The 22,999-nt window shown below is 71.4% G+C and carries 15 protein-coding genes; 10 read left to right on the top strand and 5 right to left on the bottom strand.

The features are described 5' to 3' along the window. Both GA0115254_RS32120 and GA0115254_RS32125 read left to right on the top strand, forming a co-directional pair. Positions 1-1,367 (top strand): SUKH-4 family immunity protein (locus tag GA0115254_RS32120; protein WP_176740379.1); only part of this gene is annotated, 1,367 nt, incomplete at its 5' end. Positions 1,368-1,550: 183 nt separating this feature from the next. Next, on the top strand, positions 1,551-2,450 hold the full coding sequence (locus tag GA0115254_RS32125; RefSeq protein ID WP_176740380.1) for a coiled-coil domain-containing protein: 900 nt from the start codon (positions 1,551-1,553) through the stop codon (positions 2,448-2,450). A 21-nt stretch (positions 2,451-2,471) separates the two neighbouring features. Here the strand turns inward: GA0115254_RS32125 and GA0115254_RS47925 are convergent, their stop codons facing one another. From GA0115254_RS47925 to GA0115254_RS47930, 4 genes are all read right to left on the bottom strand, one after another. Next, positions 2,472-3,017: a hypothetical protein gene (locus GA0115254_RS47925; protein ID WP_141720951.1), complete on the bottom strand. Its 546-nt coding sequence runs from the start codon at positions 3,015-3,017 to the stop codon at positions 2,472-2,474. Next, a complete protein-coding gene (locus tag GA0115254_RS46760; protein ID WP_370740977.1) occupies positions 2,959-3,582 on the bottom strand; it encodes a hypothetical protein in 624 nt (207 codons plus the stop codon). The genes GA0115254_RS47925 and GA0115254_RS46760 overlap by 59 nt, the downstream gene beginning before the upstream one ends. A 604-nt stretch (positions 3,583-4,186) precedes the next feature. Beyond that, positions 4,187-5,806 (bottom strand): sodium/solute symporter, encoded by a 1,620-nt coding sequence (locus GA0115254_RS32140; RefSeq protein WP_093898791.1) that lies wholly within the window; start codon positions 5,804-5,806, stop codon positions 4,187-4,189. Further along, complete coding sequence (locus tag GA0115254_RS47930; protein WP_370740978.1) at positions 5,803-6,096, bottom strand: DUF485 domain-containing protein; 294 nt, start codon at positions 6,094-6,096, stop codon at positions 5,803-5,805. The genes GA0115254_RS32140 and GA0115254_RS47930 overlap by 4 nt, the downstream gene beginning before the upstream one ends. Before the next feature lie 710 nt (positions 6,097-6,806). On the opposite strand from GA0115254_RS47930, the gene GA0115254_RS32150 reads away from it, so the two are divergent. Both GA0115254_RS32150 and GA0115254_RS32155 read left to right on the top strand, forming a co-directional pair. Next, positions 6,807-8,513 (top strand): sensor histidine kinase, encoded by a 1,707-nt coding sequence (locus GA0115254_RS32150; RefSeq protein ID WP_093898793.1) that lies wholly within the window; start codon positions 6,807-6,809, stop codon positions 8,511-8,513. Between the two features lie 74 nt (positions 8,514-8,587). Beyond that, the gene (locus GA0115254_RS32155; RefSeq protein WP_093898794.1) at positions 8,588-9,256 is read left to right on the top strand and encodes a response regulator; all 669 of its coding nucleotides are present in this window, start codon (positions 8,588-8,590) and stop codon (positions 9,254-9,256) included. A 142-nt stretch (positions 9,257-9,398) separates the two neighbouring features. Here the strand turns inward: GA0115254_RS32155 and GA0115254_RS32160 are convergent, their stop codons facing one another. Beyond that, on the bottom strand, positions 9,399-10,958 hold the full coding sequence (locus GA0115254_RS32160; RefSeq protein WP_093898841.1) for an MFS transporter: 1,560 nt from the start codon (positions 10,956-10,958) through the stop codon (positions 9,399-9,401). 487 nt (positions 10,959-11,445) lie between these two features. Between GA0115254_RS32160 and GA0115254_RS32165 the strand changes: the two genes are divergently transcribed. The 6 genes from GA0115254_RS32165 to GA0115254_RS32190 all read left to right on the top strand — a co-directional run bounded on the left by GA0115254_RS32165 (position 11,446) and on the right by GA0115254_RS32190 (position 22,953). Further along, positions 11,446-12,234 carry an ABC transporter ATP-binding protein gene (locus tag GA0115254_RS32165; RefSeq protein ID WP_093898795.1) on the top strand — a complete coding sequence of 263 codons (789 nt, stop codon included), beginning with the start codon at positions 11,446-11,448 and terminating at the stop codon, positions 12,232-12,234. Next, a complete protein-coding gene (locus GA0115254_RS32170; protein ID WP_093898796.1) occupies positions 12,231-14,816 on the top strand; it encodes an ABC transporter permease in 2,586 nt (861 codons plus the stop codon). The genes GA0115254_RS32165 and GA0115254_RS32170 overlap by 4 nt, the downstream gene beginning before the upstream one ends. Positions 14,817-15,332: 516 nt before the next feature. Beyond that, on the top strand, positions 15,333-17,210 hold the full coding sequence (locus GA0115254_RS32175; protein ID WP_093898842.1) for a BTAD domain-containing putative transcriptional regulator: 1,878 nt from the start codon (positions 15,333-15,335) through the stop codon (positions 17,208-17,210). Positions 17,211-17,214: 4 nt separating this feature from the next. Further along, positions 17,215-19,413 (top strand): TOMM precursor leader peptide-binding protein, encoded by a 2,199-nt coding sequence (locus GA0115254_RS32180; protein WP_093898797.1) that lies wholly within the window; start codon positions 17,215-17,217, stop codon positions 19,411-19,413. Further along, on the top strand, positions 19,403-21,364 hold the full coding sequence (locus GA0115254_RS32185; RefSeq protein ID WP_093898798.1) for a TOMM precursor leader peptide-binding protein: 1,962 nt from the start codon (positions 19,403-19,405) through the stop codon (positions 21,362-21,364). Before GA0115254_RS32180 ends, GA0115254_RS32185 begins: the two co-directional genes overlap by 11 nt. Positions 21,365-21,378: 14 nt before the next feature. Then, positions 21,379-22,953, top strand: a complete 1,575-nt coding sequence (locus tag GA0115254_RS32190) for a nitroreductase family protein (RefSeq protein WP_093898799.1) — start codon at positions 21,379-21,381, stop codon at positions 22,951-22,953. The last annotated feature ends 46 nt before the right edge of the window (positions 22,954-22,999 follow it).

Below are 22,999 nucleotides of genomic sequence, written 5' to 3' on the forward strand. Positions count from 1 at the left end.
CTCCTGGTTCGACGCCTCCGCCGCTTGGTGGCGGGGTGCACCATGCGGCGACGATGTTCGCGGACCCGGGCATGGGTGGTCCGGGTGCGCCGCAGCCTCCGGGTCCGCCCGGAGTTCCCGGTGCCCCGCAGCCTCCCGGGCCTCCCGGGCCTCCGGCGCCTCCTGCTCCTCCTGGTTCGACGCCTCCGCCGCTCGGTGGCGGGGTGCACCATGCGGCGACGATGCTCGCGGGCCCCGGCCAGGTCGGGCCGTCCGCGCCGCAGCCTCCCGGTCCGCCCGGTCCGCCGGGAATACCGCAGGGCGGCGCCCCCGGCCCCGTACCGCCGAATTCGCACACCTCGCCGCCCCCGGCATACGGATATCCGCAGGCGCCGACCGGTCAGCCGACCGTCGGCCCCGGCTACCAGGCCGTGTTGCGCTACCGCGCGCCCGACGGCAGCGAGCAGCAGCTGATCCGCCGCTCGGCGCCGGGCACCCCGCACCCCGAGTGGCAGATGCTGCACGAGCTGCGGGCCATGAACGTGCCGCCGCAGCAGGTCATCGAGCTGCACACCGAGCTGGAGTCGTGCGAGCTGCCCGGTGGTTACTGCGCGCGGATGATCCGTGAGACCTGGCCCCAGGTGCGGATCACCAGCGTCGCCCCGTACGGCACCGATCACGCCAGCCGTCAGCAGGGCATGCAGCATCTGCTCACCCATCAGGGGGAGCTGCATCAGGTCGCGGACGGGCCGGCTCGTCCCGCGCCGGTTCGGGCCCCGCTGCCGCAGATGCCGCCCGCGCCGCCGGTGCCGCCGGAGGTCATCGCCCAGGAGATGGTGCAGACCTTCGGGCCGCAGGGCATCCTCCGCTTCGATCAGCGCGCGGTGTCCCGTCAGGGTGTGCCCGAGGCCGTGGCTCGGACGCTGGTGTGGGCAGGACTGCCCGCCGACTTCGGGCCGTTCTTCTGGGCGCAGCCGGGCCAGCCGGTGGTGCCGACGCTGGCCGAGCTGGCCGCGCAGCGGCAGGTGCAGGCGGCCCCCGATGCGGGGTCGTACCTCGTCATGGGGTCCGACTTCGGACGGGCGATCTGTGTCCAGTACGGCACCGCGAACATCGTGGCGGTGCCGGTCGAGGCGGGTTCCCCTGCGGGCGGGCACGGTCAGTCGGCGGCGCCGCAGTTCGTGAACACCGGGCTGCCGGAGTTCCAGCGCTCGATGGCGCTGCTCGGCCGGATGTGGCGGCTGCGCTTCGGGCTCAACCCGGAGCAGGCGGGCCGCTGGACGGTCGACTTCCAGGCCCAGCTGGTGGCGCTGGACGCGGCGGCGCTGGCGTCGCCGGAGAGCTGGTGGTCGGTACTCCTCGAGCAGATGTGGGACGGGCTGATCTGACCCGGCAGGCCCTGCGGACGGCGCCCGGCTCCCCGAGAGGGGGGCCGGGCGCCGCGCCATGTACGGCCTGTGATGCGGGTCGCTTCCGTCCGGAAAGTCGCGAAACGATTCCGACTTCTGTATCAATTGCCGCATCCTTAGACGTACTGCAGGTGGTCGGAGAGTCGGAAAGAGGCTTCAGGGATGAGTTCTGCACCGGTGTCCGCGCATGGCTTCGTCGGCGTACGAGGACGTGGCTACCGTCCGGAGCAGGTGGACCGCACCGTGGCCGGGCTGTCGGCCGAGCGGGACGAGGCATGGGAGCAGGTGTCCCGGCTGACCGCGCTGATGGAGGAGCTTTCGGCCGAGTCGGTCCGGCTGAGCGAGGCCGTCGCCGAGCTCGCCCCGCAGACCTATGAATCGCTCGGTGAGCGCGCCCAGCAGATCCTGGCGCTCGCCGAGAGCGAGGCCCGGGATGTACGGGGCGCCGCCCAGGAGGAGGCGCAGGCGCTGCGGGATACGGCGGACGAGGCGGGCCGCAGGCTGCGCGAGTCGGCGCGCGCGGACTTCGAGGCGATGCGGGCAGCGGCCGAGAAGTACGCCGACGGGACGCTGATCACGGCCGGGGAATCCGCCGAGGAGGCCGTCGCCGAGGCACGCAAGGAGGCGGCGGAGGTGCGGGAGCAGGCGGAGTCCGCGATGGCCGAGACGCGTCGCCGTACCGCGAGCGTCCTCGCGCACCAGGAGCAGGAGCACTCCGAGCGGTGGAAGACGGCCGAACGCGAGGTGGCGGAGGCCGAGGCCGCGCAGGCCGCGCACCACGACGAGCTGACCGAGCAGGCGGAGGTCCGACTGGCCGAGGCGCGGCGGGCGCTGGCCCGGACCGAGGAGGCCGCACGGCACGGCCAGGAGGACGCCGAGGCGCAGGGGGCGGAGCTGATCGCGGCGGCCAGGGTCCGTGAGGAGCGGGTGGTCCGGGAGACGGAGCGGATCCTGCGGGAGCACGAGGAGGGCCGCGAGGAGGTCCAGGCGCACATGGCGCATGTACGCAACTCGCTGGCGGCGCTCACCGGGCGCGTGGCCCCGGACCCGGCGGAGGACTGAGCCGTACGGGTCCGGCGGGGGTCAGGCTGCCTGCCTGTTGCCCTTTGAACGGCCGCGCGGTGCCGCTGAACGGTCGCGCAGTGCCGCGCGCACAGTTTCGGCGGAGTCGGCTCCGGTGCTCCCGTCGCCGTCGGGCGTGCCGTCGCGGTCGGGTGTGCCGTCTGCGTCACGGCAATCGCCGCAACTGCCGGGCCGGGCGGCGCGGAATGCACGTTCGCAGCCGCCGTCACAGGTCTGCCAGGGCAGCACATCCAACTGATCCGGCGGTGCGGGCGTGGTGGGTACGGCTACCGGCTTCTCGCGCAGGCGGTAGGCCAGGATGTGGGCCGGGCGGGACCGGAGGGAGCAGGGGAGATCAAGGGTGAGTGCCCGGGTGATCTCCTGGGCGCCGGTGCCCTGCGCGAGCCATTCGGTGACGGCGGGGGCGAGTGCGGCCACTTCACGCCGGGACAGGACGAGTCGACGGTCGACGATGCGGAGCGAGGCGAGGATGGCGACGGCCTGCGGGTCAGCGTCGTCGAGAGAGCGGGGGAGGGGCAACCAGCCCTGCGGGGGCGGCAGTTCCATCCACCGGACCGACGTTCGCGGGCGGAGGTAATTCGGGTGCGGCCTCGACCGGGGGAGCTTCACGGCCGTTACTGCCGGACGCGGTCCCGAATCCGGCCCCGCATCCGGCCGCGAATCCGGTCGCGCTGTTGGGCGCCGCTTCAGCCGTCGGCCCGGGCTCCCCGTCCCCGGAAGGCATCCGCGGGCGGGGCGGCGGCGGGGTGGGCCAATCCCCTTGGCCCGGTACGTCGTAGAAGTAGGTCTGGGTACGAATCAGGCCCCCGGGTCCGCGCACGCGGCGACGTTCGAGGTAGCCGGCGCTTTCCAGTTCCCGGAGCGCCCGCGAGATCAGGATCTCGCCCTCGGTGAAGTGGTCGCACAACGCGGCGACGCTTACGCGGGCCCCGTCCGGCAGCGAGAGGATGTACGCGGCGACGCCGACCGTGACCGCGCTTCCGGGGCGCTGCGCAAGGGCGTTGGCGATCACGGTGAAGTGGGCGGTGAGGTGCGTACGGACATGAATCACGCCGGAGGCCGGAGCTCCGGCGGGGGCGGACGGGTGCGCGCTAGACTGCGAATCAGCCATCGGGAAGGGTCTACTTCCTGGGTGGTCAGGCCTTCGATCGGGATTGCCGTCCCGGCCGGGGGCCGTCTTTGTGTGCGAGGTTGTCGCGGCGAACGTAACCGGCCCCACCCCGCATATGCAACCAAGTCACCCGTGTGAGTGACGAGTTGGGAGAGGCGGGGAGGGTAGGTAGTTCTTTCCCCAGGTTCTTTGGGGAGGTCCGTGACTCACCGGGTCCTCGAAGACGAGCACCCGGTGACCCCGAAGTGCCTCTCTGGTCCACCGACTTGCGTTGATTCGCGGGGCGAGCGGGTTGGCCGGTCGCTCCAGTCGGGTGGACTACGGAATCCGCGCAGCGGAACGCGCCGCGCGGAGTGTCGGAGCGGCTTACGCTGAACTCGCCAAGCTCGACCCGGCCGGATACCGGCCGCTTCGGGCCCGACTCCCCCTCGTCGACGTGCTCGCCGCAGGGGGGGGCGGTTCCCCGTACACCCCACGGGAAGACGGTGTGGGCGGAGTGCATGGTTGAGTCAACTGCCGTCGATTAGCGGCAAATTGGCGGGGTCCGCTCGGGCATCTGATCGCCATTCATCAGTCGATGCCTGCGAACCCCGCGCCCCCGTTCTCAGGTGCGGCCCGTCGGTGGCACGCCCGCCAGGATCCGTGGCTCCTCCCCGTCGTACCCTCGGCGGGCCTCGGCTGCCGTGTAGCGCGGCAGCACGGTTCCCAGCCAGCCGGCCAGGAAGCCGGCCGGGATGGAGACGAGCCCGGTCGTGGTGAACGGGAACCAGTTGAAGTCGTACTCGGGGAAGACCGAGGAAGGCGTGCCCGAGACCAGATTGGTGCCGGTGATCAGCACCATGACGGTGACGGTGCCGACAATCAGGGTGCTGAGCAGCCCGGTGCGGGTGAACCGCCGCCAGAACATGCTGTAGATGAGCGCCGGGGCCAGCGCCGACGCACCGACACAGAACGAGAGCGTCGCCAGCGCCTGTACGTTCCAGTGCCTGGCCACGACGGCGAGCGTGATGGCGAGGAGGCCGACGACGACCGCCGAGACCTGTGCCGTACGCATTTCGGACAGGCCCGGCACCGGCTTCCTGTCCGGGTCGCGCACCCCGTGCAGACCGTGGGCGAAGAGATCGCGCGCAAGGGAGTTCGCGCAGGCCAGGATCATTCCGGCGACCGAGGCGAGCAAGGTCAGGAAGATCGCCGTCGTCATCGTCGTGACAACCAGCGCGCCCAGTCGGCCGCCGCCCGCCACCACACCGCTGATCTGGAGGATCGAGCTGTTTCCGGAGGCGCCGGCCTCGGTGATGCGGTCGTGGCCGACGAGCGCCCCCGCACCGAAACCGATCACGACGAGCAGGAGACAGATCCCGGCGACCACGGCGACCGCCCAGGACAGCGAGCGGCGGACGGCCTGTGTGGAAGGGGCGCTCGTCATGCGCATGGTGACGTGTGGCAGACAGGCCGCGCCGAGCACCACGGTCAGTTCGGAGCTGACCATGTCGAGTCCGCTGCCGTCGAACTGGAGCCCCGAGCGCAGATATGCGGCCCCCGCCCCGCTGCCTGCCCGGGCGGCCGAGAGCAGGGCGCCGGTGTCCCAGTCGAAGCGGTTCATGATCAGTACGGAGATGGTGAGAGCCGCTACGAAGAGGACCACGGTCTTCACGATCTGGATCAGCGAGGTGCCCCTCATGCCGCCGATCGCCGCGTAACCGATCATCAGGATGCCGAGCCCGATGATGGCGCCGGTGCGGAACCCGGAGCCGTCGAACCCCAGGATGAAGGCGAGCAGATCGCCGCTGCTCGCGAGCTGGACGACCATCATCGGAACGAGCGCGGCGATGGTGGCCGCGCAGGCGGTGATACGGACCGCGCGGCCGGGGGCGCGGCGCACGAGAAGGTCGCCCATGGTGAACCCGCCCGTGTTGCGCAGCGGTTCGGCCAGCAGGAACATCAGCAGGACGAGCGAGAGGGTGATGCTCAGGGCGAGGATCAACCCGTCGTAGCCGGTGAGGGCGATGATGCCGGTGGTGCCGAGGACGGTGGCGGCGGACAGATAGTCGCCGGCGAGCGCGAGGCCGCTCCGGAACGGCGAGAGCGTGCGGGAGCCGGTGTAGAACTCGTCGAGGTCGTCGCGGTCCGGACCGGTCATCACGCAGAGCAGCAGGGCCACGGTGGCCACGGCGAGGAAGGCCACCAGCGACATCGACTGCGCGGAATTGTCGAATCCGTTCACCGGGCCGCTCCCGCTCTCCGGATTCGGGCGGCGAGCGGATCGACGGTGCGTCGGGCGGTCCGCTCGTACAGGGCTATGGCGAACAGAGTCACGGGGAGCTGACAGAGCCCCAGCGTCAGGCCGATGTTGAGACCGCCGAAGAGAGGGAGGTCCATCAGGTCCTTGGCAAAGCCTGAGAGCAGGAGGAAGACGACGAAGTAACCGAGTGCGGTCAGGGCGGCGGTGCGCCGCAGCAGCCGGTACGCGGTGCGTAGCCGGCGCAGATCGCCATGACGGGTGGGGGCGGCCACGGGTGGGGCAGGCGTGTCCGGCCGCTCCGGGGGCAGCGAGGGCTCCGAACTCTGCCAGGACGGCAGGTGATCGGGGTGATGCAGAGGCGGGGGTCGATGCTGCCGGGACGGCGTCGGCGGCCGTTCCGGCCAGGAGGAATACGGGGACGGGGGTGGGCTTCCGTGCGACATCTGGGTGCTGCTCCTTGCAAGGCTCGGGTCCTGGGCTGGACGGCAAGGCAGGAGTGCTGGTGTGCTGTCGGAAGCGCGAATATTACTCGCCGGTATGCGGGCTTGGGGAGACCTTGGCTCGAACTGCCGAGGGGATTGGCGCAGTTGTGTGCGGTCGGGCGGGAGCGGGGGCTTCGGGGTGTTCTCCGGGTGTTGTCCGGGTGCTGCCGGGTGTCGTCGGGGTGTCCCCCAGGGGCTTTCCCGAGGACTCCGGGAGGCGTTGTCACGTTGGCGAGGATGTGAGGACCGGCGCTCTGCTGCGGCCGGGGTCTTGTGGATGGCCGACGGGTGCCCGGGCCGCCGCGCCAGGTTGAACTTTCGTCGTTGGCCGTCGCGACCAATGGCTGACGCTGAGCGGGTTGAGGGGGTCTTAACGTAGCCGGGTGACTCGTGTGGAACCTACGGCCCTTAAAGCATCGGCTCGCCAGGCACTGGCGGCGAGGCTGCGTTCGGCGACCCCGCGGCCGGCCACCCCTGGCAGGGCTCTCTTGGCTCCCGGAATGTGGTCTCCCTGGCGCATCGTGGGCGAATCGCTGCTGAGCGTAGCGTTCGGGTTGCTGGGAGCAGGTCTCGCGGCCCTGGACAACGGCGGCACCGTACGGGTCGCTGCCACCGGGCTGGCGATCGCAGCGCTGTCACTTTTGCGCCGGACGCTGCCCGCTACCGTGCTGCTGGTGACCGCCTTCGGCTCTGTCCTGTTGGGCGGTCTCGCTCCGTTGGTTCTCGTCGCCGCCTGGTCAGCGGGGCGGCGGATCGACGTGGTCGGCAAGACCGTCGGCACCTTCGCCCTCGCATACATCCTCAACCTCGGCGTGGCAGTCGTGCAGGCGCTGCCTCATCTCTCACTGCCCCGCTTGGTCTTCAGCGTCTTGTGGCCGCTGGTCGCGATCATCGTGCCCGGCCTGGCCGGCCGCTACCGGTCGCAGCACCACATGCTGACCGACACGCTCCGGGAGTACGACGCCCAGCAGCAACGCGAGCGCGCGATGATCGCCGGACAGGCCCGGGCGCGGGAGCGTCAGCGCATTGCGCAGGACATGCACGACAGCCTCGGCCATCAGCTGGTGCTCATCTCGGTGCACGCGGGCGCGCTGGAGGTGGACCGCGAGCTGACCGGACGGCAGCGGGAGGCAGTGGGGGTGCTGCGCGAGGCGTCGGTGGCCGCGATGCACGAGCTGCGCGAGGTGATACAGGTGATGCGGGACAGCACGGAGGCCCCCCACCAGGACCGCACCACCCCAGGCGTCGCGGCCGCGGCGACGGAGGACACCACGGCGCTGTCGCGCGGGGTGGCGGGCATCGAGGGCCTGGTGGAAACGTCCCGGAGCGCGGGCGCGGCCGTGGAGCTGCGGCACTCCGGCGAGCCGCGCCCGCTCCCTCCGACCGGCGATCACGCGGCGTACCGCATCGTCCAGGAGGGCCTGACCAACGCCCACAAGCACGCCCCGGGCGCCCCGATCACCGTCGAGCTGCGGTATGAGCCGGACTCGCTGGTCGTGGAGGTCGCCAACGGACCCGCAACCGGGACGACGAACAACGGCCGGGACGTGGTGAGCGGCGGCCAGGGGCTGACCGGGCTCGGTGAGCGGACCCGGCTCATCGGGGGCATGGTGCACGCGGGCCCGACGGTGGACGGCGGCTTCCGGCTGGCGGGCGTGCTGCCGTACGCATCGCCGGAAGGCGGTATCCCGAGCCCCGAGCCCGGCAACGTGGCGACGACGTTCGTTGATCCGACAGGCGCCTTTTGGCAGCAGACCCCGGGGGACTCCTTGGACGAGGGTGGTCCCGTCATGAACGGGAGCGGTCTGAAGGAGCTGGCCAAGGCAATGAGCAGGAAGAACAGAAGTGGCATAGCCATCGGCTGCGGGATGGTGGTACTGATCCCTCTGCTACTGGTGATCGCAGCCGTCGGCGTCGGGGGATACGTCCTCCTGGACAAGGCGGAAAAGGCCAGGATCGAGCCGAAGCAGTACGACGCGGTGAAGGTGGGCCAGTCCGAGGCAGAGATCCGCAAGCAGTTGCCCAAGGAGAACCGCTTCGTGACCGACGGCCTGGAAATGGGTGCGCCGCCTGTGCCCAAGGGGGCGAAATGCCTCAGCCTGACTTCCACGGAGTCCAGCAGCAATCCGGACATGGAGCTGGCCTTCCGGTTCTGCTTCAAGGACGGCAAGTTGATCGAGAAGAAGTCCTTCGAGGTGAGGAACTGAGGAGTACCGGGCGCTCGATCAGGGATGATGGCGAGTGACCGCAGGTAGATGCTCAAGGACCGCGCAGGAGAGTCATGATCAGGGTTCTCGTCACGGATGACGAGCCGCTCATCCGGGCAGGCGTCAGGATGATTCTCTCCTCCGCCGACGACATCGAAGTCGTCGCCGAGGCGGTGAACGGCCGTGAGGCGGTCGAGCTGGCCCGGACCCGTCGCGTGGACGTCGTGCTGCTCGACATCCAGATGCCGGTCATGGACGGACTGGCGGCCCTGGCCGAGCTGCACCGGACCGTGCCTGACACGCGGGTGCTGATCCTGACAACCTTCGGGGAACAGCAGAACGTACTGCGCGCCCTGACCGGGGGCAGCGTGGGTTTTCTGCTCAAGGACTCGGCGCCCGCGGAGCTCCTGCGCGCGGTCCGGGCTGCCGCGGCCGGAGACGCGTACCTGTCGCCAGGTGCCACCCGCCGTGTCGTGGACGCGTTGGCGTCCGGCCGGAGCGCCCACCGTGCCGAGCAGGCCCGCCGCCGACTGGAGGCGCTGACCAACCGCGAGCTGGAGGTCCTGGCGCTGCTGGGTGAGGGCCTGTCCAACGCGGACGCCGGTCGGCGGATCCATATGAGCGAGGCCACGGTCAAATCGTACGTGAGCCGGATCCTGACCAAGCTGGGCTGCGAGAACCGGGTGCAAGCCGCATTGCTGGCACGAGACGCCGGCCTGGAACCTGACCACACCGCTCGATGACGTTGTTGCAGAGCCCGCTGCGGGTGGATCTCAACGGACAGGTCCGAGTCTCACCCGTCGCCTGGCAGACCCTCCCACCGGAACTGACCCGTGCGCGATGCGGGCGTCCGTGGTCCACGGCCCCGCAGCGCGATGCGGACGTCTACGGCGCCGGGGCGTCGTTCCCGGCCTCCTCGGTGAGGACCGGGAAGCGGCGCGGGGCCACGAAGACCAGCACCAGCAGGGCGAGCGCCGCGGCCCCGGCGGCACCCAGGTAGACGTGGTCGACGGCGGCGTCGACGGCCCGCCGCAGATAGTCCGTCGCCGCGGCCGAGAGCCCGCCCGGGTCGTCCAGGGCGTGCGAGATCGCGTCCAGGTCGCCCGGCAGCCCGGGGACCGGGGCGGCGGCCAGCCGGGAGGCGAGGACCCCGTTGGCGACGGCCCCGAAGAGCGCGGCGCCGACGCTCTGGCCGACCTGGCGGCAGAAGAGTACGGAGGCGGTCGTCGTGCCGCGCTCGGCCCAGCCGACCGTCGACTGGACCCCGACGATCAGCGGCAGCTGGAACAGCCCGAGCGCCGCACCGAGCAGCAGCATGATCAGGGCGGGCTGCCAGGGCTCGCCCGGATACGGCAGCAACGGGAAGGCGAGCAGTATCAGCAGGGCGCAGCTCATGCCGATGATCGCGGTGCGGCGGAAGCCGATGCGGTTGTAGACGCGGTTGGAGAAGGCCGCCGACACCGGCCAGCTCAGGGTCATCACGGACAGCACGAAACCGGCGGCGATCGGGCCGAGACCCAGCACCGACTGGGCGTACGTCGGCAGGAAGACCGTGGGAGCGACCATCAGCAGTCCCATCGCGCCCAGCGCCAGGTTGACCGAGGCGATGGTCCGCCGCCGCCAGACCCAGCCGGGAATGATGGGCTCGGCGGCCCGCCGCTCGATGACGACGGTCAGCACGCCGAGCACGACGCTGCCGGCCAGCAGCCCGAGGGACGGGGCGGAGAGCCAGGGCCAGGCGACCCCGCCCTGGACGAGCGCGGTCAGCAGCAGGGTGCCGGTGGCGAAGACGGCGAGGGCGCCCGCCCAGTCGATGCGCGGGCGGGGCGCGCCGGCAGCCCGGCGGGTGCGGGCCGGCTCGTGGAGGTGGCGTACGACGAGCCAGAGCGCGAGGGCCCCGATCGGCAGATTGATCAGGAAGATCCAGCGCCAGTCGGCGTACACCGCGAACAGCCCGCCGATCACCGGTCCGGCGACCGCCGACGTGGCCCATACGGTCGACAGCTTGGCCTGGATCTTCGGGCGTTCCTTGAGCGGATACAGGTCCGCGGCGATGGTCTGCACGGTGCCTTGCAGGGCGCCGCCGCCCAGGCCCTGGACGACCCGGAAGGCGATCAGCGCGGCCATGTTCCAGGCGGCGGCGCAGAGCACCGAACCGAACAGGAACAGGGCGATGCCGGCGATCAGGACCGGCTTGCGGCCGAAGGTGTCGGAGAGCTTCCCGTACACCGGCAGGGAGACCGTCACGGCCAGCAGATAGCCGGAGAACAGCCACGAGAAGACGGAGAAGCCGCCGAGGTCGCCGACGATCTGCGGAACGGCGGTCGAGACGATGGTGCCGTCGATGGCCGCCAGGGACATACCGAGCATCAGGGCGGCGACCACCGGGCCGCGCCCGCGCGGTGTCTCGGGAGAGGGGGCCGGGCCGACCCCGGGCCCGGACATCGCTTCGGTATTGCCGCCCGCATTGCCTCCCACGCCGCCCACCAAGATTCCTTCCCCCTGCACGTATTTTCTCGGGACACTGTCTCACCCGTGGATCCCGGCGGGGAGGGTGCCGCTGCTGGGGGGCGTGTCCGAAGGACTCTGCGGACCTTGTCGCCTGCACCTATGGGTCCAGTCCCTGAGGCGGGTCTCCACCCGGGGGCCGAGACCCCTAGGGGACGGTCCTCAGTTTTGCCCAGGGGTGGTTCCTCCCGGCGGAGGACGTGACGGTGGGGGCCCGTTCCTTAGCGTGTTCCTACACCGCGAAAAGCGGCTGATTCCCTTCGCGAATGCGGCTGACCGCAGGGGGCGGGGTGGGGAAATCCCCACCCGAAGACTGCGCTGTGCACCAGGGCACCGGTCCCCCTCGGGACATCAGACTTCACAGGTACACCCGCGACATCCCGAACGCTGGCCGAAAAATGCTGATCGACATAGGAGAAAAACCGTGACAACGGCTGTAACCATTCCCAGGCACGGGGGCACTGGAGGGCGTACGGCCGTCGCTGCGCGAGCACGGCAGGTCGTCAAGGCGTACGGGGCGGGGGAGACCCGGGTCGTCGCGCTCGACCATGTCGATGTGGACATCGCCCGCGGGCAGTTCACGGCGATCATGGGACCGTCCGGCTCCGGCAAGTCGACCTTGATGCACTGCCTGGCCGGCCTGGACACCGTGACCTCTGGTCAGATCCACCTCGACGAGACCGAGATCACCGGGCTCAAGGACAAGAAGCTCACCCAGCTCCGCCGGGACCGGATCGGCTTCATCTTCCAGGCGTTCAACCTGCTCCCGACGCTGAACGCCCTGGAGAACATCACGCTGCCGATGGACATCGCGGGCCGCAAGCCCGACGCGGCCTGGCTGCGGCAGGTCGTGGAGACGGTCGGTCTCGCCGAGCGGCTGAAGCACCGGCCCACCGAGCTCTCCGGCGGCCAGCAGCAGCGCGTCGCGGTGGCCAGGGCGCTTGCCGCCCGGCCGGAGATCATCTTCGGTGACGAGCCCACCGGGAATCTGGACTCGCGGGCCGGCGCCGAGGTGCTGAGCTTCCTGCGCAGGTCGGTCGACGAGCTGGGCCAGACCATCGTCATGGTCACCCACGACCCCGTCGCCGCCTCCTACGCGGACCGGGTGCTGTACCTCGCCGACGGACGCATCGTCGACGAGATGTACAACCCGACGGCCGACCAGGTCCTCGACCGCATGAAGGACTTCGACTCGCGCGGGCGGACGTCATGACCGTCTGGAAGACATCGAGGCGCAACTTCTTCGCGCACAAGGGACGAATGGCGCTCTCCGCCGTCGCGGTCCTGCTGTCGGTGGCGTTCGTGTGCGGCACGCTCGTCTTCACCGACACCATGAACACCACGTTCGACAAGCTCTTCGCCGCGACGTCGGCCGATGTCACCGTCAGCCCCAGGAGCACCGAGGACAACGACCGGCTCCCGGGGAACGGCAAGCCCGTCACACTGCCCGCCTCCGCCGTCCAGCAGGTCGGTGAGGCCACCGGTGTGAAGGACGCCGAGGGCGCGGTCAGCAGCATGTCCGTCACCGTCGTCGACAGTCACGACAAGAACATGGGCTCGACGACGGGTGCCCCGACGATCGCGGGCAACTGGACGAAGAACGACCTGCGTTCGATGGAGATCACCTCCGGTCACGCACCGCGCGGCCCCACCGAGGTGATGGTCGACGCCGACACCGCCGACAAGCACGATCTGAAGATCGGTGACGAGCTGCGCACCATCGCCGCCACCGGTGACATCAACGCGAAGATCAGCGGCATCGCCACCTTCAAGGTCACCAACCCCGGCGCGGCGATCGTCTACTTCGACACCGTCACCGCGCAGACGAAGCTGCTCGGCAGGCCCGGCGTCTTCAGCTTCATCTCCGTCACCGCCGAATCCGGCGTCACCGACACACAGCTGAAGCGACACGTCGCCACGGCGCTCGGCGACACCTCCGCGTACAAGCTCCAGACGCAGAAGGAGGCCGCGGCGGCCAACAAGGACTCGATGGGCTCCTTCCTCGACGTCATGAAGTACGCGATGCTCGGCTTCGCCGGGATCGCCCTCCTCGTCGGCATCTTCCTGATCGTCAACACCTTCTCGATGCTGGTCGCCCAGCGCACCCGCGAGATCGGCCTGATGAGGGCCATCGGCTCCAGCCGCAAGCAGGTCAACCGGTCCGTGCTGATCGAGGCGCTGTTCCTCGGCATCGTCGGCTCCGTCCTCGGCGTCGGCGCCGGTGTCGGCCTCGCCGTGGGCCTGATGAAGCTCATGGGCGCCATGGGCATGGACCTGTCCACCAAGGACCTCACGGTCGCCTGGACGACCCCGGTGGTCGGCCTCGCGCTCGGCATCGTCGTCACGGTCGTCGCCGCGTACATCCCGGCCCGCCGGGCCGGGAAGATCTCCCCGATGGCCGCCCTGCGCGACGCCGGAACCCCGGCGGACGGCCGCGCGGGCCGGGTCCGGGCCGCGATCGGGCTGATCCTCACCCTCGCCGGTGGTGCCGCGCTCCTCGCCGCGACCCGGGCCGACAAGTCGGGCGAAGGTTCGCTCTTCCTCGGTGTGGGCGTGGTCCTCACCCTGATCGGCTTCATCGTGATCGGCCCGCTGCTGGCCGGCTTCGTGGTCCGGGTGCTGAGCGCGGTCATGCTGCGGATGTTCGGCCCCGTCGGACGCCTCGCGGAGCGCAACGCCCTGCGCAACCCGCGCCGCACCGGAGCGACCGGCGCCGCCCTGATGATCGGCCTCGCCCTGGTGGCCTGCCTCTCCGTCGTCGGCTCCTCCATGGTCGCCTCGGCCACCGAGGAACTCGACAAATCGGTCGGCGCCGACTTCATCGTCCAGCCGTCCGGCGGCGGCGGCGCACTGATCGTGGACCAGGCGGCGAAGTCCCTCAAGTCCGTGCCGGACATCGAGCACTTCACCGACTACAAGGTCGTCGGCGCCTCTCTCACCGCCCCCGACGGCACCACCGAGGACAAGGGCCTGGCCGCCGTCGACCCCACGTACCGGGACGACGTCCGCCGTACGACCGTCTCCGGGAAGCTGGCCGACGCGTACGGCAAGGACGCCATGTCGGTCGGAGAGACGTACGCCACCAAGCACCACGTCAAGGTCGGTGACCGGCTCACCGTGGCATTCAAGGGTGGTGAGACCGCGAAGCTGAAGGTCGCCGCGATCACCTCGGACGATGTCAACATCGACAAGGGCGCGATGTACATCAACACCACGACCGCCGCGCGGTACGTCCCCGCCGACGCCCTGCCGGACAACATGATCATGTTCGCGAAGGCCGCGGACGGCAAGGAGAAGGAGGCGTACGCCGCCCTCAAGGACGCCCTCGTCAAGTACCCGCAGTACGAGGTGCAGAACCAGGCCGACTTCAAGCAGCAGTTGAAGGACCAGATCGGCCAGCTGCTGAACATCGTCTACGGCCTGCTGGCGCTCGCGATCATCGTCGCGGTGCTCGGTGTGGTGAACACCCTGGCCCTGTCGGTGGTCGAGCGGACCCGCGAGATCGGCCTGATGCGCGCCATCGGCCTCTCCCGCCGCCAGCTGCGCCGGATGATCCGCCTGGAGTCGGTGGTCATCGCGGTCTTCGGCGCCCTGCTCGGTCTCGGCCTCGGCATGGGCTGGGGCACGGCGGCCCAGAAGCTGCTGGCCCTGGAGGGTCTCAACGTCCTGGAGATCCCGTGGCCGACGATCCTCACGGTCTTCGTCGCCTCGGCCTTCGTCGGCCTGTTCGCGGCCCTGGTCCCGGCGTTCCGGGCGGGCAGGATGAACGTCCTGAACGCGATCGCCACGGAATAGCGAGGGTGACGACCGACGTAGGATGACTGATCCGGCCCCGGGGTGTTCCTCCAAACACTCCGGGGCCGGATTCGTTTCCGTACGGCGCGGTGAGTTCCTCCGGACTCCCGTGACCGGAACCGCTTGCACGAAGCTGCCGTGGCCCGTGCAGCAAGCTGACACGGCCGGGCGCGCGCCCGTGCCCTCCTCGCTGGCATCGTCGTCCTGCCGGGAATCCCCGGCAGGACGCAACAGCCGAAGGGGAAATCGTGTTCAGGTCTTCGCTTTCGACGCAGCCGGCCGGCGCCGCACGCACTGCCGCCGTCACCGGAATCGCCCTCGTCTCGCTCGCGCTCTCTGCCGGTGCCGCCTCAGCCTCGGGGACGGCCTCCTCCGGCCCCCGGCCCCGCAGCGCCGTCCGGCGCACGCCGTTCAGACGCTCTGTACGCGCCTGGAGGCGGTGGTGGACCGACTCCCCTCGCCCGCCGCACCCGTGCAGGTGTGCAAGCTGGTCAACGGCTGGGACTAGGCGCTGTGATGCGGTTTCAGCTGCTAGGGCCGCTGACTCTCACGGACGGCCCCGAAGCCGTCGTGCTCCAGCCGTCGAAGCCGACGATCCTGCTGGCCGCGCTGCTCCTGCACGCCAATGCCGTCGTGTCCGCCGACTACCTGCAACGGGCCGTGTGGGGAGAGGAACAGCCGGCCACCGCCAAGGCTGCGCTCCAGACCTGTGTACTGCGGCTGCGTCGGCTCTTCACCAAGCACGGAGTGACGGAGACATCGATCGAGGCGGTGCCCGGCGGCTACCGGATCACTGCCGAGCCGCACTCCCTGGACCTGCTCGGCTTCCGGGACCAGGTGCGCCGGGCCGTGGTCATGTCGGACGATCCGGAGGCGGAGCTCTGCACGCTCAAGGACGCGCTGTCCCTCTGGCAGGGCTCGCTGCTGGCCAATGTGCGCTCCGACGTGCTGCACCGGGACGAGGTGCCGCGTCTCGCGGAGGAGCGGCTGCGCAGTGTGGAACGGGTCTGCGACCTGCTGCTGGGCCTGGGGCGCCACGGAGAGGCCCTCGTCGAACTGTGGACGGCTACGCGCGTATACCCGGGCCATGAGCGGCTTCACGAGCAGTTGATCGAGGCGCTCTACCGGACGGGACGGCAGACCCAGGCCCTCGCGGAGTACCGGAGGGTCAAGGGGTTCCTGCTGGACGAGCTGGGTGTCGACCCCTCTCCCGCCCTCCAGCAGTTGGAGCTCGCGATTCTGCGTGGCGAGGATCTGGGGGCCGTGGGCCGGACCCCTCAACTGCCCGGCGCCGTCCCGCGGGTGGTCGAGGGGGAGGTGGTGGTCACGGCGGGCGGCCCCGGCCCGGTACCGGCCGCGGCGGAGCCCACCGCTCCGGGGTCCCCGGAAGCGTCCGCCGGCGCGGCCCTGCCGGGAGCCACCGCGCGACCCGCGGCTGCGTCGGTTCCCGCAGTACCGAACTTCACCGGGCGGGATGCCGAGACCGCCGCCATGGTGGCCCGCCTCACCGCCCCCGCCGCACCCGGCGAGGACGACCGGCACCCGCTCACCGTCCTGGTGTCGGGGGCGCCCGGTATCGGCAAGTCGGCCCTCGCCCATCACGTCGCGCACCTGGTGCGGGACAGCTTCCCGGGCGGCCGGCTGCTCGTCCGGGCGACCCGGCCGGACGGCGAAGCCCGCGGCGCCGCCGACGTCGCGGCGGAGATGTCGGCGGCTCTGCGCCCCGGACAGGCGGGGAGACGCACCCTGCTCGTACTCGACGACGTGGTGGACGCCGATCAGGTGCGCCCACTGCTGCCCGTCATCGCGCAGGCGCAGGGGGCCGTGATCGTCACCAGCCGGATGGGGCTCGCCGGGCTCATCGCCACGCACGGCGGGTGGGTGCACCGGCTCTCGGCGTTCACTGGGGCGGAGTCGTACGCGCTGCTGCTGTCCGTGCTCGGCACCGAACGGGTCGAGGCGGAACCGGACGCGGCACGTCGGCTCACGGCGCTCTGCGGTCACTTCCCGCTCGCGCTGCGCATCCTGACGGCCCGTCTGCTGACCCGGCCCGGGCTGCGGCTCGGCGATGCCGTCGGCTGGCTGGGCGAGGATCCGCTCGCCCGGCTCACCCTCACCGACTCCCCGGGCCTCTCCGTGACGGCCCTGCTCGACGGTGCGCTGGACCGGCTCGACCCACGGCTGTCCGAAGCGTTCCTGCGGGTCGCGGCAGCACCCGGGGCCGCTTTCACGGCCGAGGACGTCCCGGCCGTCACCGAAGCGGAACTGGAACGGCTGGCCGACGCCGGACTGCTGGAGGACGGCCCGCCGGGCCCGTACCGCATCCATGAACTGCTCCGCGCCTACGTACGAAGAACCGACCAGGAACGCATCCGCCGCACAGAGAAGGTGTGACCCCATGGCCGAGAGTGCCGAGACTGCCGAGAGTGCCGAAACCGCAGCGGCCGGGACGTTCGATGCGCTCGCCGCGACCCGGCCGCGCATCCGCCGGGACGTGCTGTTCACCGAGACCCCTGGCGGGGTGCTCTTCCACAACGCCGACGGTGGGTTCCATCTGGCCGGCCGCACCGCCTACCGCTTCGCCTCCCTCGTGGTCCCGCATCTGGCCGGCCACCACCGGCTCGCCGACGTCTGCGCGGGCTTCGGCCCGGGGCAGCGTGCGATGGCGGCAGAGCTGGTCAAGACGCTGTACGAGCGGGGGTTCGCCCGCGATGTGCCCGAGGCCGACACCGGGGCCCGGCCGGTGCCGGACGAGGTGGCGGAACGGTTCGCGGCACAGATCGCCTACGTCGACCACTACGTCGACGGCGCGCCGGAGCGCTTCGCCCGCTTCCGCGCCACCCGCGTCGCCGTCCTCGGCGACGACGAGGTCGCCCGCTGGTGCGCGCTGAGCCTGCTGCGCAACGGGTGCGCGCGGATCGGCACGACCAGGGAGTTCGGCGAGGTCACGGCCGAGGCGGGCCGGGCGGCCGCACAGGCGGACCGTATCGGCGCAGGCGCGGAGGCCGGCTGGGAGGCGCTCGACGGTTACGACGTCGTCGTGGTGACCGGGGCCGGGGCCGGGGCACGTACCCATCGACTGCTCGCCGCCGGGGTGCCCGAGGGCCGGACCCTGATCCCCGCCTGGCTGTTCGGCGAGCGTCTGGTCGTCGGCCCGCTCTCCACCGCGACCTCCACCGGCTGCTGGTCCTGTGCCCTGCTGCGGCTGGGCGGCAATGTGGCCGCCGGGGAGGCCGCCGAGCTGTGGGGCGAGGCGGCGGGCGCCACACCTGTGTCCCGGGACGAGCTGTCCGGCCCGGTCGCCGCGATGGTGGGCAACCTCCTCGGCTACGAGATCTTCCGCCTCACCACCGGTGCGCTGCCCGCCGAGACGGACGGTCAGGTCCTCGTCCAGGACCTGGCCTCGCTCGATGTGGTGTCCGAGCCGGTCCGGCCGCACCCCCGCTGCGGCCGCTGCGCCGCCCTGGACGCGCGTGAGCCGGCGACCGCGCTGCCGGGCGGCCTGGCACTGCCGGTCACCCCGACCGTGGAGACCGCTCGCGACGCGGAGGCCATGGTCGAGGACCTGAACCGGATCAGCGCGGCGCTGGTGCGCCCGCACACCGGGATCTTCAGCCGTTACGACGACGAGAGGCTGACCCAGACCCCGCTGAAGATCAGCCGGGTCGAGGTGGCGCTCGGCGCCGGGGCGCGGCGCCGGATCGCCGCCTTCGACGTGCACCATCTGGCGGGCGCGCGGATGCGGGCGCTGTACGCGGCGGCGACGGCGTACGTGGAGCACGTGGCGCCCCTCGACACGGACTTCGAGGTGGCGGCGGACCGGATACTCGGCCCGGACGCGCTGACCACCGGCGGCGGGAGCGGCGCCCTGCCGGGCGCCTGGACCGTCGCGACCTCGCTCATCGGCAAGGAACCGGTGCGGGTGCCGGCCGCGGCCGTGCGGACCTTCGGGGCGCACAACCGGGACCGGCTCCATCTCGCGACGGTCGCGGGTTCGGGCGCGGGTGCGGATGCGCGGGAGGCGGCGGGCGTCGGTCTGATGTCGGCGCTGGCGCACGACGCACTGCTGCGGGCGGTCCGGGGTACAGCGGTGGTGAGCCCGGTCTCCGACGACGACCCGGAGCTGGTGTTCCTGCTGAAGTCCGCGGTCAACCTGGATCTCGCCGTGGAACTGCTGGATCTGGGGGAGGGGGAGCGCACCTCGGCCCAGGTGGTGCTGGCCCGGGAGTCCGACGGCGGGGGACGGGAGGGCCGTTGGGCGGTCGGTGCGGGTCTGTCGCGCCGGGCGGCGGCCTGTGCCGCGCTGCGGGATCTGCTCGGGCAGGTGCAGCTGGCCGCCGAGGACCCGAGTGCGGAGGTCGACCCGGGCGACCCGCTGGTCCGTGATCTCGCCGCCGGGAGCATCGCGGTGACCGGCGGCCCGGTCACGGCGGACGGGCCCACGGCCACGTTCGCCGCGGTGCTCGACCGGCTTCGGCGCGCCGGACGCGACGCCCTGTACGTGCCCACCACCCCGGCCGATCTCGCCACCGGCGGCATCAGCACCGCCCGGGTGCTGCTCACGGTGGACGGCGGGAGCGGGCCCGATGGCCGTTGAGACCCCGGTTCGTGAACACCGTCGGCCGGCGGAGTCCGCGCACACGCTCGCGGCACTCCTCCATGACGCACTGACTCACCACGGCACCCCGCCCCCGCTGGACGTGGCGCCGCTCGGCATACGTGACGCCTTCGTGGACGGCGGGGTCGACGTGGGTGCCGCACCCGGGGCATCCGCCGTGCCCGTCCGGTTCTACGGCCGGCACGTCGTCGTCGGCCCCTTCGCGCCGCCCGGACACGCCGGCCCGCGGCTCTGCGCCCACTGCCTCGAACGGCGCTGGCAGGCGGCCCGTTCCGTCGCGCTGCGCGAGGCGCTGGAGCTCGGTTCGGGCACCCGGACGGCCGGGGAGTCCCCGTACCTCACACCGTTCGCCGCACACGCGCTCGCGGGGGTCGTCGCCGCCCGGCTGGGCGGCACCGGACCGGAGACCGGCGTCTTCCCCGCAGTGCACCTGGTGGACCTCCGGACCCTGACGGTCCGCCACTATCCGCTCGTCCCCGACCCCGAGTGCCCGCGCTGCGCGGTGGCGGAGCCGGACACCGCCGAGGCAGCCACGCTCACGCTGCGCCCGGCGCCCAAACACCGGCCCGGCAGCTTCCGGGTCCGGGACATCGACGAGTACGAGTTGCCCGTCGAGCCGTACGCCAACCCGGTGTGCGGTTCGCTCGGCCCGTCCGTCGTCCAGGACGTCTCCTCCACCTCCACCTCCGCCACCATCGGCTGCTTCTCCATGCGCTCGGGGGAGTATCTGCGCGAGACCTTCTGGGGCGGTCACGCCGACACCTTCGCCGAGAGCATGCGGATCGGTGTGCTCGAAGGTCTTGAGCGGTACGCGGGCATGCGCTCCCGGGCCAGGAAGGCGCAGACACGGGACTCCCTGAACGCCCTGCGCGCCCGCGGCGAGCACGCGCTCGACCCGCGCGTGTGCGGGCTGTACTCGGACGGTTTCCACCGCGCCAACCCCCGCGTCACCCCGTTCTCCCCGGACCGTGCGATCCCCTGGGTCCAGGGCTGGTCCCTGCGCGACCGGCGCACGGTCCTGGTGCCCGAAGTCCTCACGTACTACCACGCGCCCGGTCTGGAGAACCGCTTCGTCCAGGAGAGCTCCAACGGCTGCGCCTCGGGGGGCTGCCTGGAGGAGGCCGTCTACTACGGGCTGATGGAGCTCGTCGAGCGCGACGCGTTCCTGCTCTCCTGGTACGGGCAGGCCGCGCTGCCCGAGATCGACCCGCGCACCAGCCGTCGCCGGGCCACCCGTCAGATGGTCGACCGGCTGGAGATGTACGGCTACGAGGCCCGCTTCTTCGACACCCGGATCTCCTTCCCGATCCCGGTCGTCACGGGGGTCGCCGTGCGGATGGACGGCGGGCCGGGCCTGATGTGCTTCGGCGCGGGTGCCGGACTGGATCCGGAGGCGGCCCTGGCCGGTGCGCTGTGCGAGATCGCCACCGACGCGGTGAACCTCCGCCGGCGCACCGAGCGCGACCTGGAGCGGTTGCGCGCCATGGCGGACGACTTCCACCGGGTCGAGGCGCTGCACGACCACCCCCTGGCCTACGGCGTCCCGGAGATGGGCCGCCATGCGCACTTCCTGATCGGCGAGCCGGGAGCGCCGCGCCCTCCCCTGAGGTCCTTCGACGAGTTGTACGGGGACGGCTCGGTGCTTCCCGTCTCCGACGATCTGCGGGACGACCTGAGCCGATGCGTGGATGCCGTCACCGCCGCCGGATTCGACGTGATCGTCGTCGACCAGACCATGCCGGAACAGCGCGAGCTGGGCCTGACCACGGTCGGCGTCATCGTGCCCGGCCTGCTGCCGATCGACTTCGGCTGGACCCGGCAGCGCGCGCTCGGCATGGACCGGCTGCGCACCGCCCTGCGCGAAGCCGGGCTGCGCGAGAGCGATCTCACCGACGCCGACCTCAACCCCGCCCCGCACCCCTTCCCATGACCGAGGAGCCCGCCATGGGGTACGCCCATGAATACGCCGCCGCGATCCTTCAGCGCGGCCGGGTCCCGATGGACCCCGCCGATTTCGTACCGAACTGGTCGGACGGCCCGCGCAAGGCCAAGTTCTATCCCGGCGTCGAGAACCTGCCGCTGCCCGCCTGCGACTACCCGGACCACGCGGCACTCGATCGCGGTCTCGCCCAGGACTCCGGCGAGGAAGCGGAGTTCGACCTCACGCTGCTCTCCGGGATGCTCCATGACTCCTACGGGCTGACCGGCCGCCGCCTGGGCGTCCAGACCAACACCGACCTCGGCGCCCTGCCGTACTACCCGCTCGCCAACTGGTCCCGGGGTTCCGCGTCCGGCGGCGGGCTCTACCCGGTCAGCCTCTACTGGGTGTCCGGGCCGAGCGGTCCCGTACCGCCGGGGGTGCACTACTACTCCACGCGGCACCACGCGATGCAGCGGCTGCTGACCGGCGAGGTGTCGGGCGAGGTGCGGGCGGCGCTCGGGGACGGGGCGCCGGGTCCGGACACCGATCAGTATCTGGTCCTCGGGATCAAGTACTGGCAGAACGCCTTCAAGTACAACAACTTCTCCTTCCACGCCGTGTCCATGGACCTCGGGGCGTGTGTACAGACCTGGCGGATGTGGGCCGGCGCCCGGGGGCTGTCCGTTCAGCCCGCGCTCTGGTTCGACGAGGAGCGGCTCGGACGGCTGCTCGGTGTGGACACGGAGGCGGAAGGCATCTTCGCCGTCGTACCGCTGAAGTGGGCGGGGGCCGCCTCCCGCACACCGTCCGCCTCCCCGGTCTCCGTGCGCCACCGGGACCGTGAGCGCTCGCGTACGGTCCTCACCTTCGACGCGCTCCGGCGGATGCAGGCCGTCACCGCCGCCCGTGCCACCGACCGTCCCGACCCGGCGGCGCTCGCCCCGGCCGCCGCGCACCCCGCCGATCCGGCCCGCCCGGAGGTGGCACTGCCGCCCGCTCCGCCGCTCGACACGGACGTACGCACCGCGCTGCGCGCCCGCCGCAGCAGTTTCGGCCGTTTCGACGCCCAGCGCCCGATCGGCGCAGGGCAGTTGGCGGCCTGCCTGGCGGCTTCCGTGGCAGGTTCGCGGATCGGCGGCGACACCGGAGGGCAGCGGCTGGCGAAGCTCTATGCGTTCGTCGGCCATGTCGAGGGGATCGCGCCCGGTGCGTACGAGTACGACCCCGACGCGCACAGTCTGCGGCTGGTGAAGGCGGGCAGGCCGGGCGAGTTCCTGCAGAAGAACTACTTCCTGTCGAACTACAACCTGGAGCAGGCCGGCGCGGTCCTGGTGCCCACCGTCCGCACCGAAGCCGTCCTCGACGCCGTCGGGGACCGTGGATACCGCCTGGTCAACGCCACCGTCGGGGCGATCGCCCAGACCGCCTACACGGCCGCGTCCGCCGTGGGCATCGGCTGCGGGGTGGCGCTCGGCTTCGACAACATCTCGTACATCGAGGAACTCTCTCTCGCCGGGACGGGCGAAGCGCCACTGCTGATCATGATGATCGGCAACGAGCGGCCGGCCCCGGCCGACTTCCGGTACGAGATCGCCTGAGCGCCGCCACTTCCGACGACGACCGGAACGAGAAGGGGAAACCCCG

This window comes from Streptomyces sp. Ncost-T10-10d (assembly GCF_900091955.1).
In the GTDB taxonomy this organism is placed as follows: Bacteria; Actinomycetota; Actinomycetes; order Streptomycetales; family Streptomycetaceae; genus Streptomyces.

Coding starts and splice junctions, on each gene's coding strand:
- GA0115254_RS32180 (WP_093898797.1), top strand. CDS start 17,215: ATGGCCGAGAGTGCCGAGACTGCCGAGAGTGCCGAAACCGCAGCGGCC.
- GA0115254_RS32150 (WP_093898793.1), top strand. CDS start 6,807: ATGTGGTCTCCCTGGCGCATCGTGGGCGAATCGCTGCTGAGCGTAGCG.
- GA0115254_RS32190 (WP_093898799.1), top strand. CDS start 21,379: ATGGGGTACGCCCATGAATACGCCGCCGCGATCCTTCAGCGCGGCCGG.
- GA0115254_RS47925 (WP_141720951.1), bottom strand. CDS start 3,017: ATGGAACTGCCGCCCCCGCAGGGCTGGTTGCCCCTCCCCCGCTCTCTC.
- GA0115254_RS32160 (WP_093898841.1), bottom strand. CDS start 10,958: ATGTCCGGGCCCGGGGTCGGCCCGGCCCCCTCTCCCGAGACACCGCGC.
- GA0115254_RS32185 (WP_093898798.1), top strand. CDS start 19,403: ATGGCCGTTGAGACCCCGGTTCGTGAACACCGTCGGCCGGCGGAGTCC.
- GA0115254_RS32155 (WP_093898794.1), top strand. CDS start 8,588: ATGATCAGGGTTCTCGTCACGGATGACGAGCCGCTCATCCGGGCAGGC.
- GA0115254_RS32175 (WP_093898842.1), top strand. CDS start 15,333: ATGCGGTTTCAGCTGCTAGGGCCGCTGACTCTCACGGACGGCCCCGAA.
- GA0115254_RS46760 (WP_370740977.1), bottom strand. CDS start 3,582: ATGGCTGATTCGCAGTCTAGCGCGCACCCGTCCGCCCCCGCCGGAGCT.
- GA0115254_RS32170 (WP_093898796.1), top strand. CDS start 12,231: ATGACCGTCTGGAAGACATCGAGGCGCAACTTCTTCGCGCACAAGGGA.
- GA0115254_RS32125 (WP_176740380.1), top strand. CDS start 1,551: ATGAGTTCTGCACCGGTGTCCGCGCATGGCTTCGTCGGCGTACGAGGA.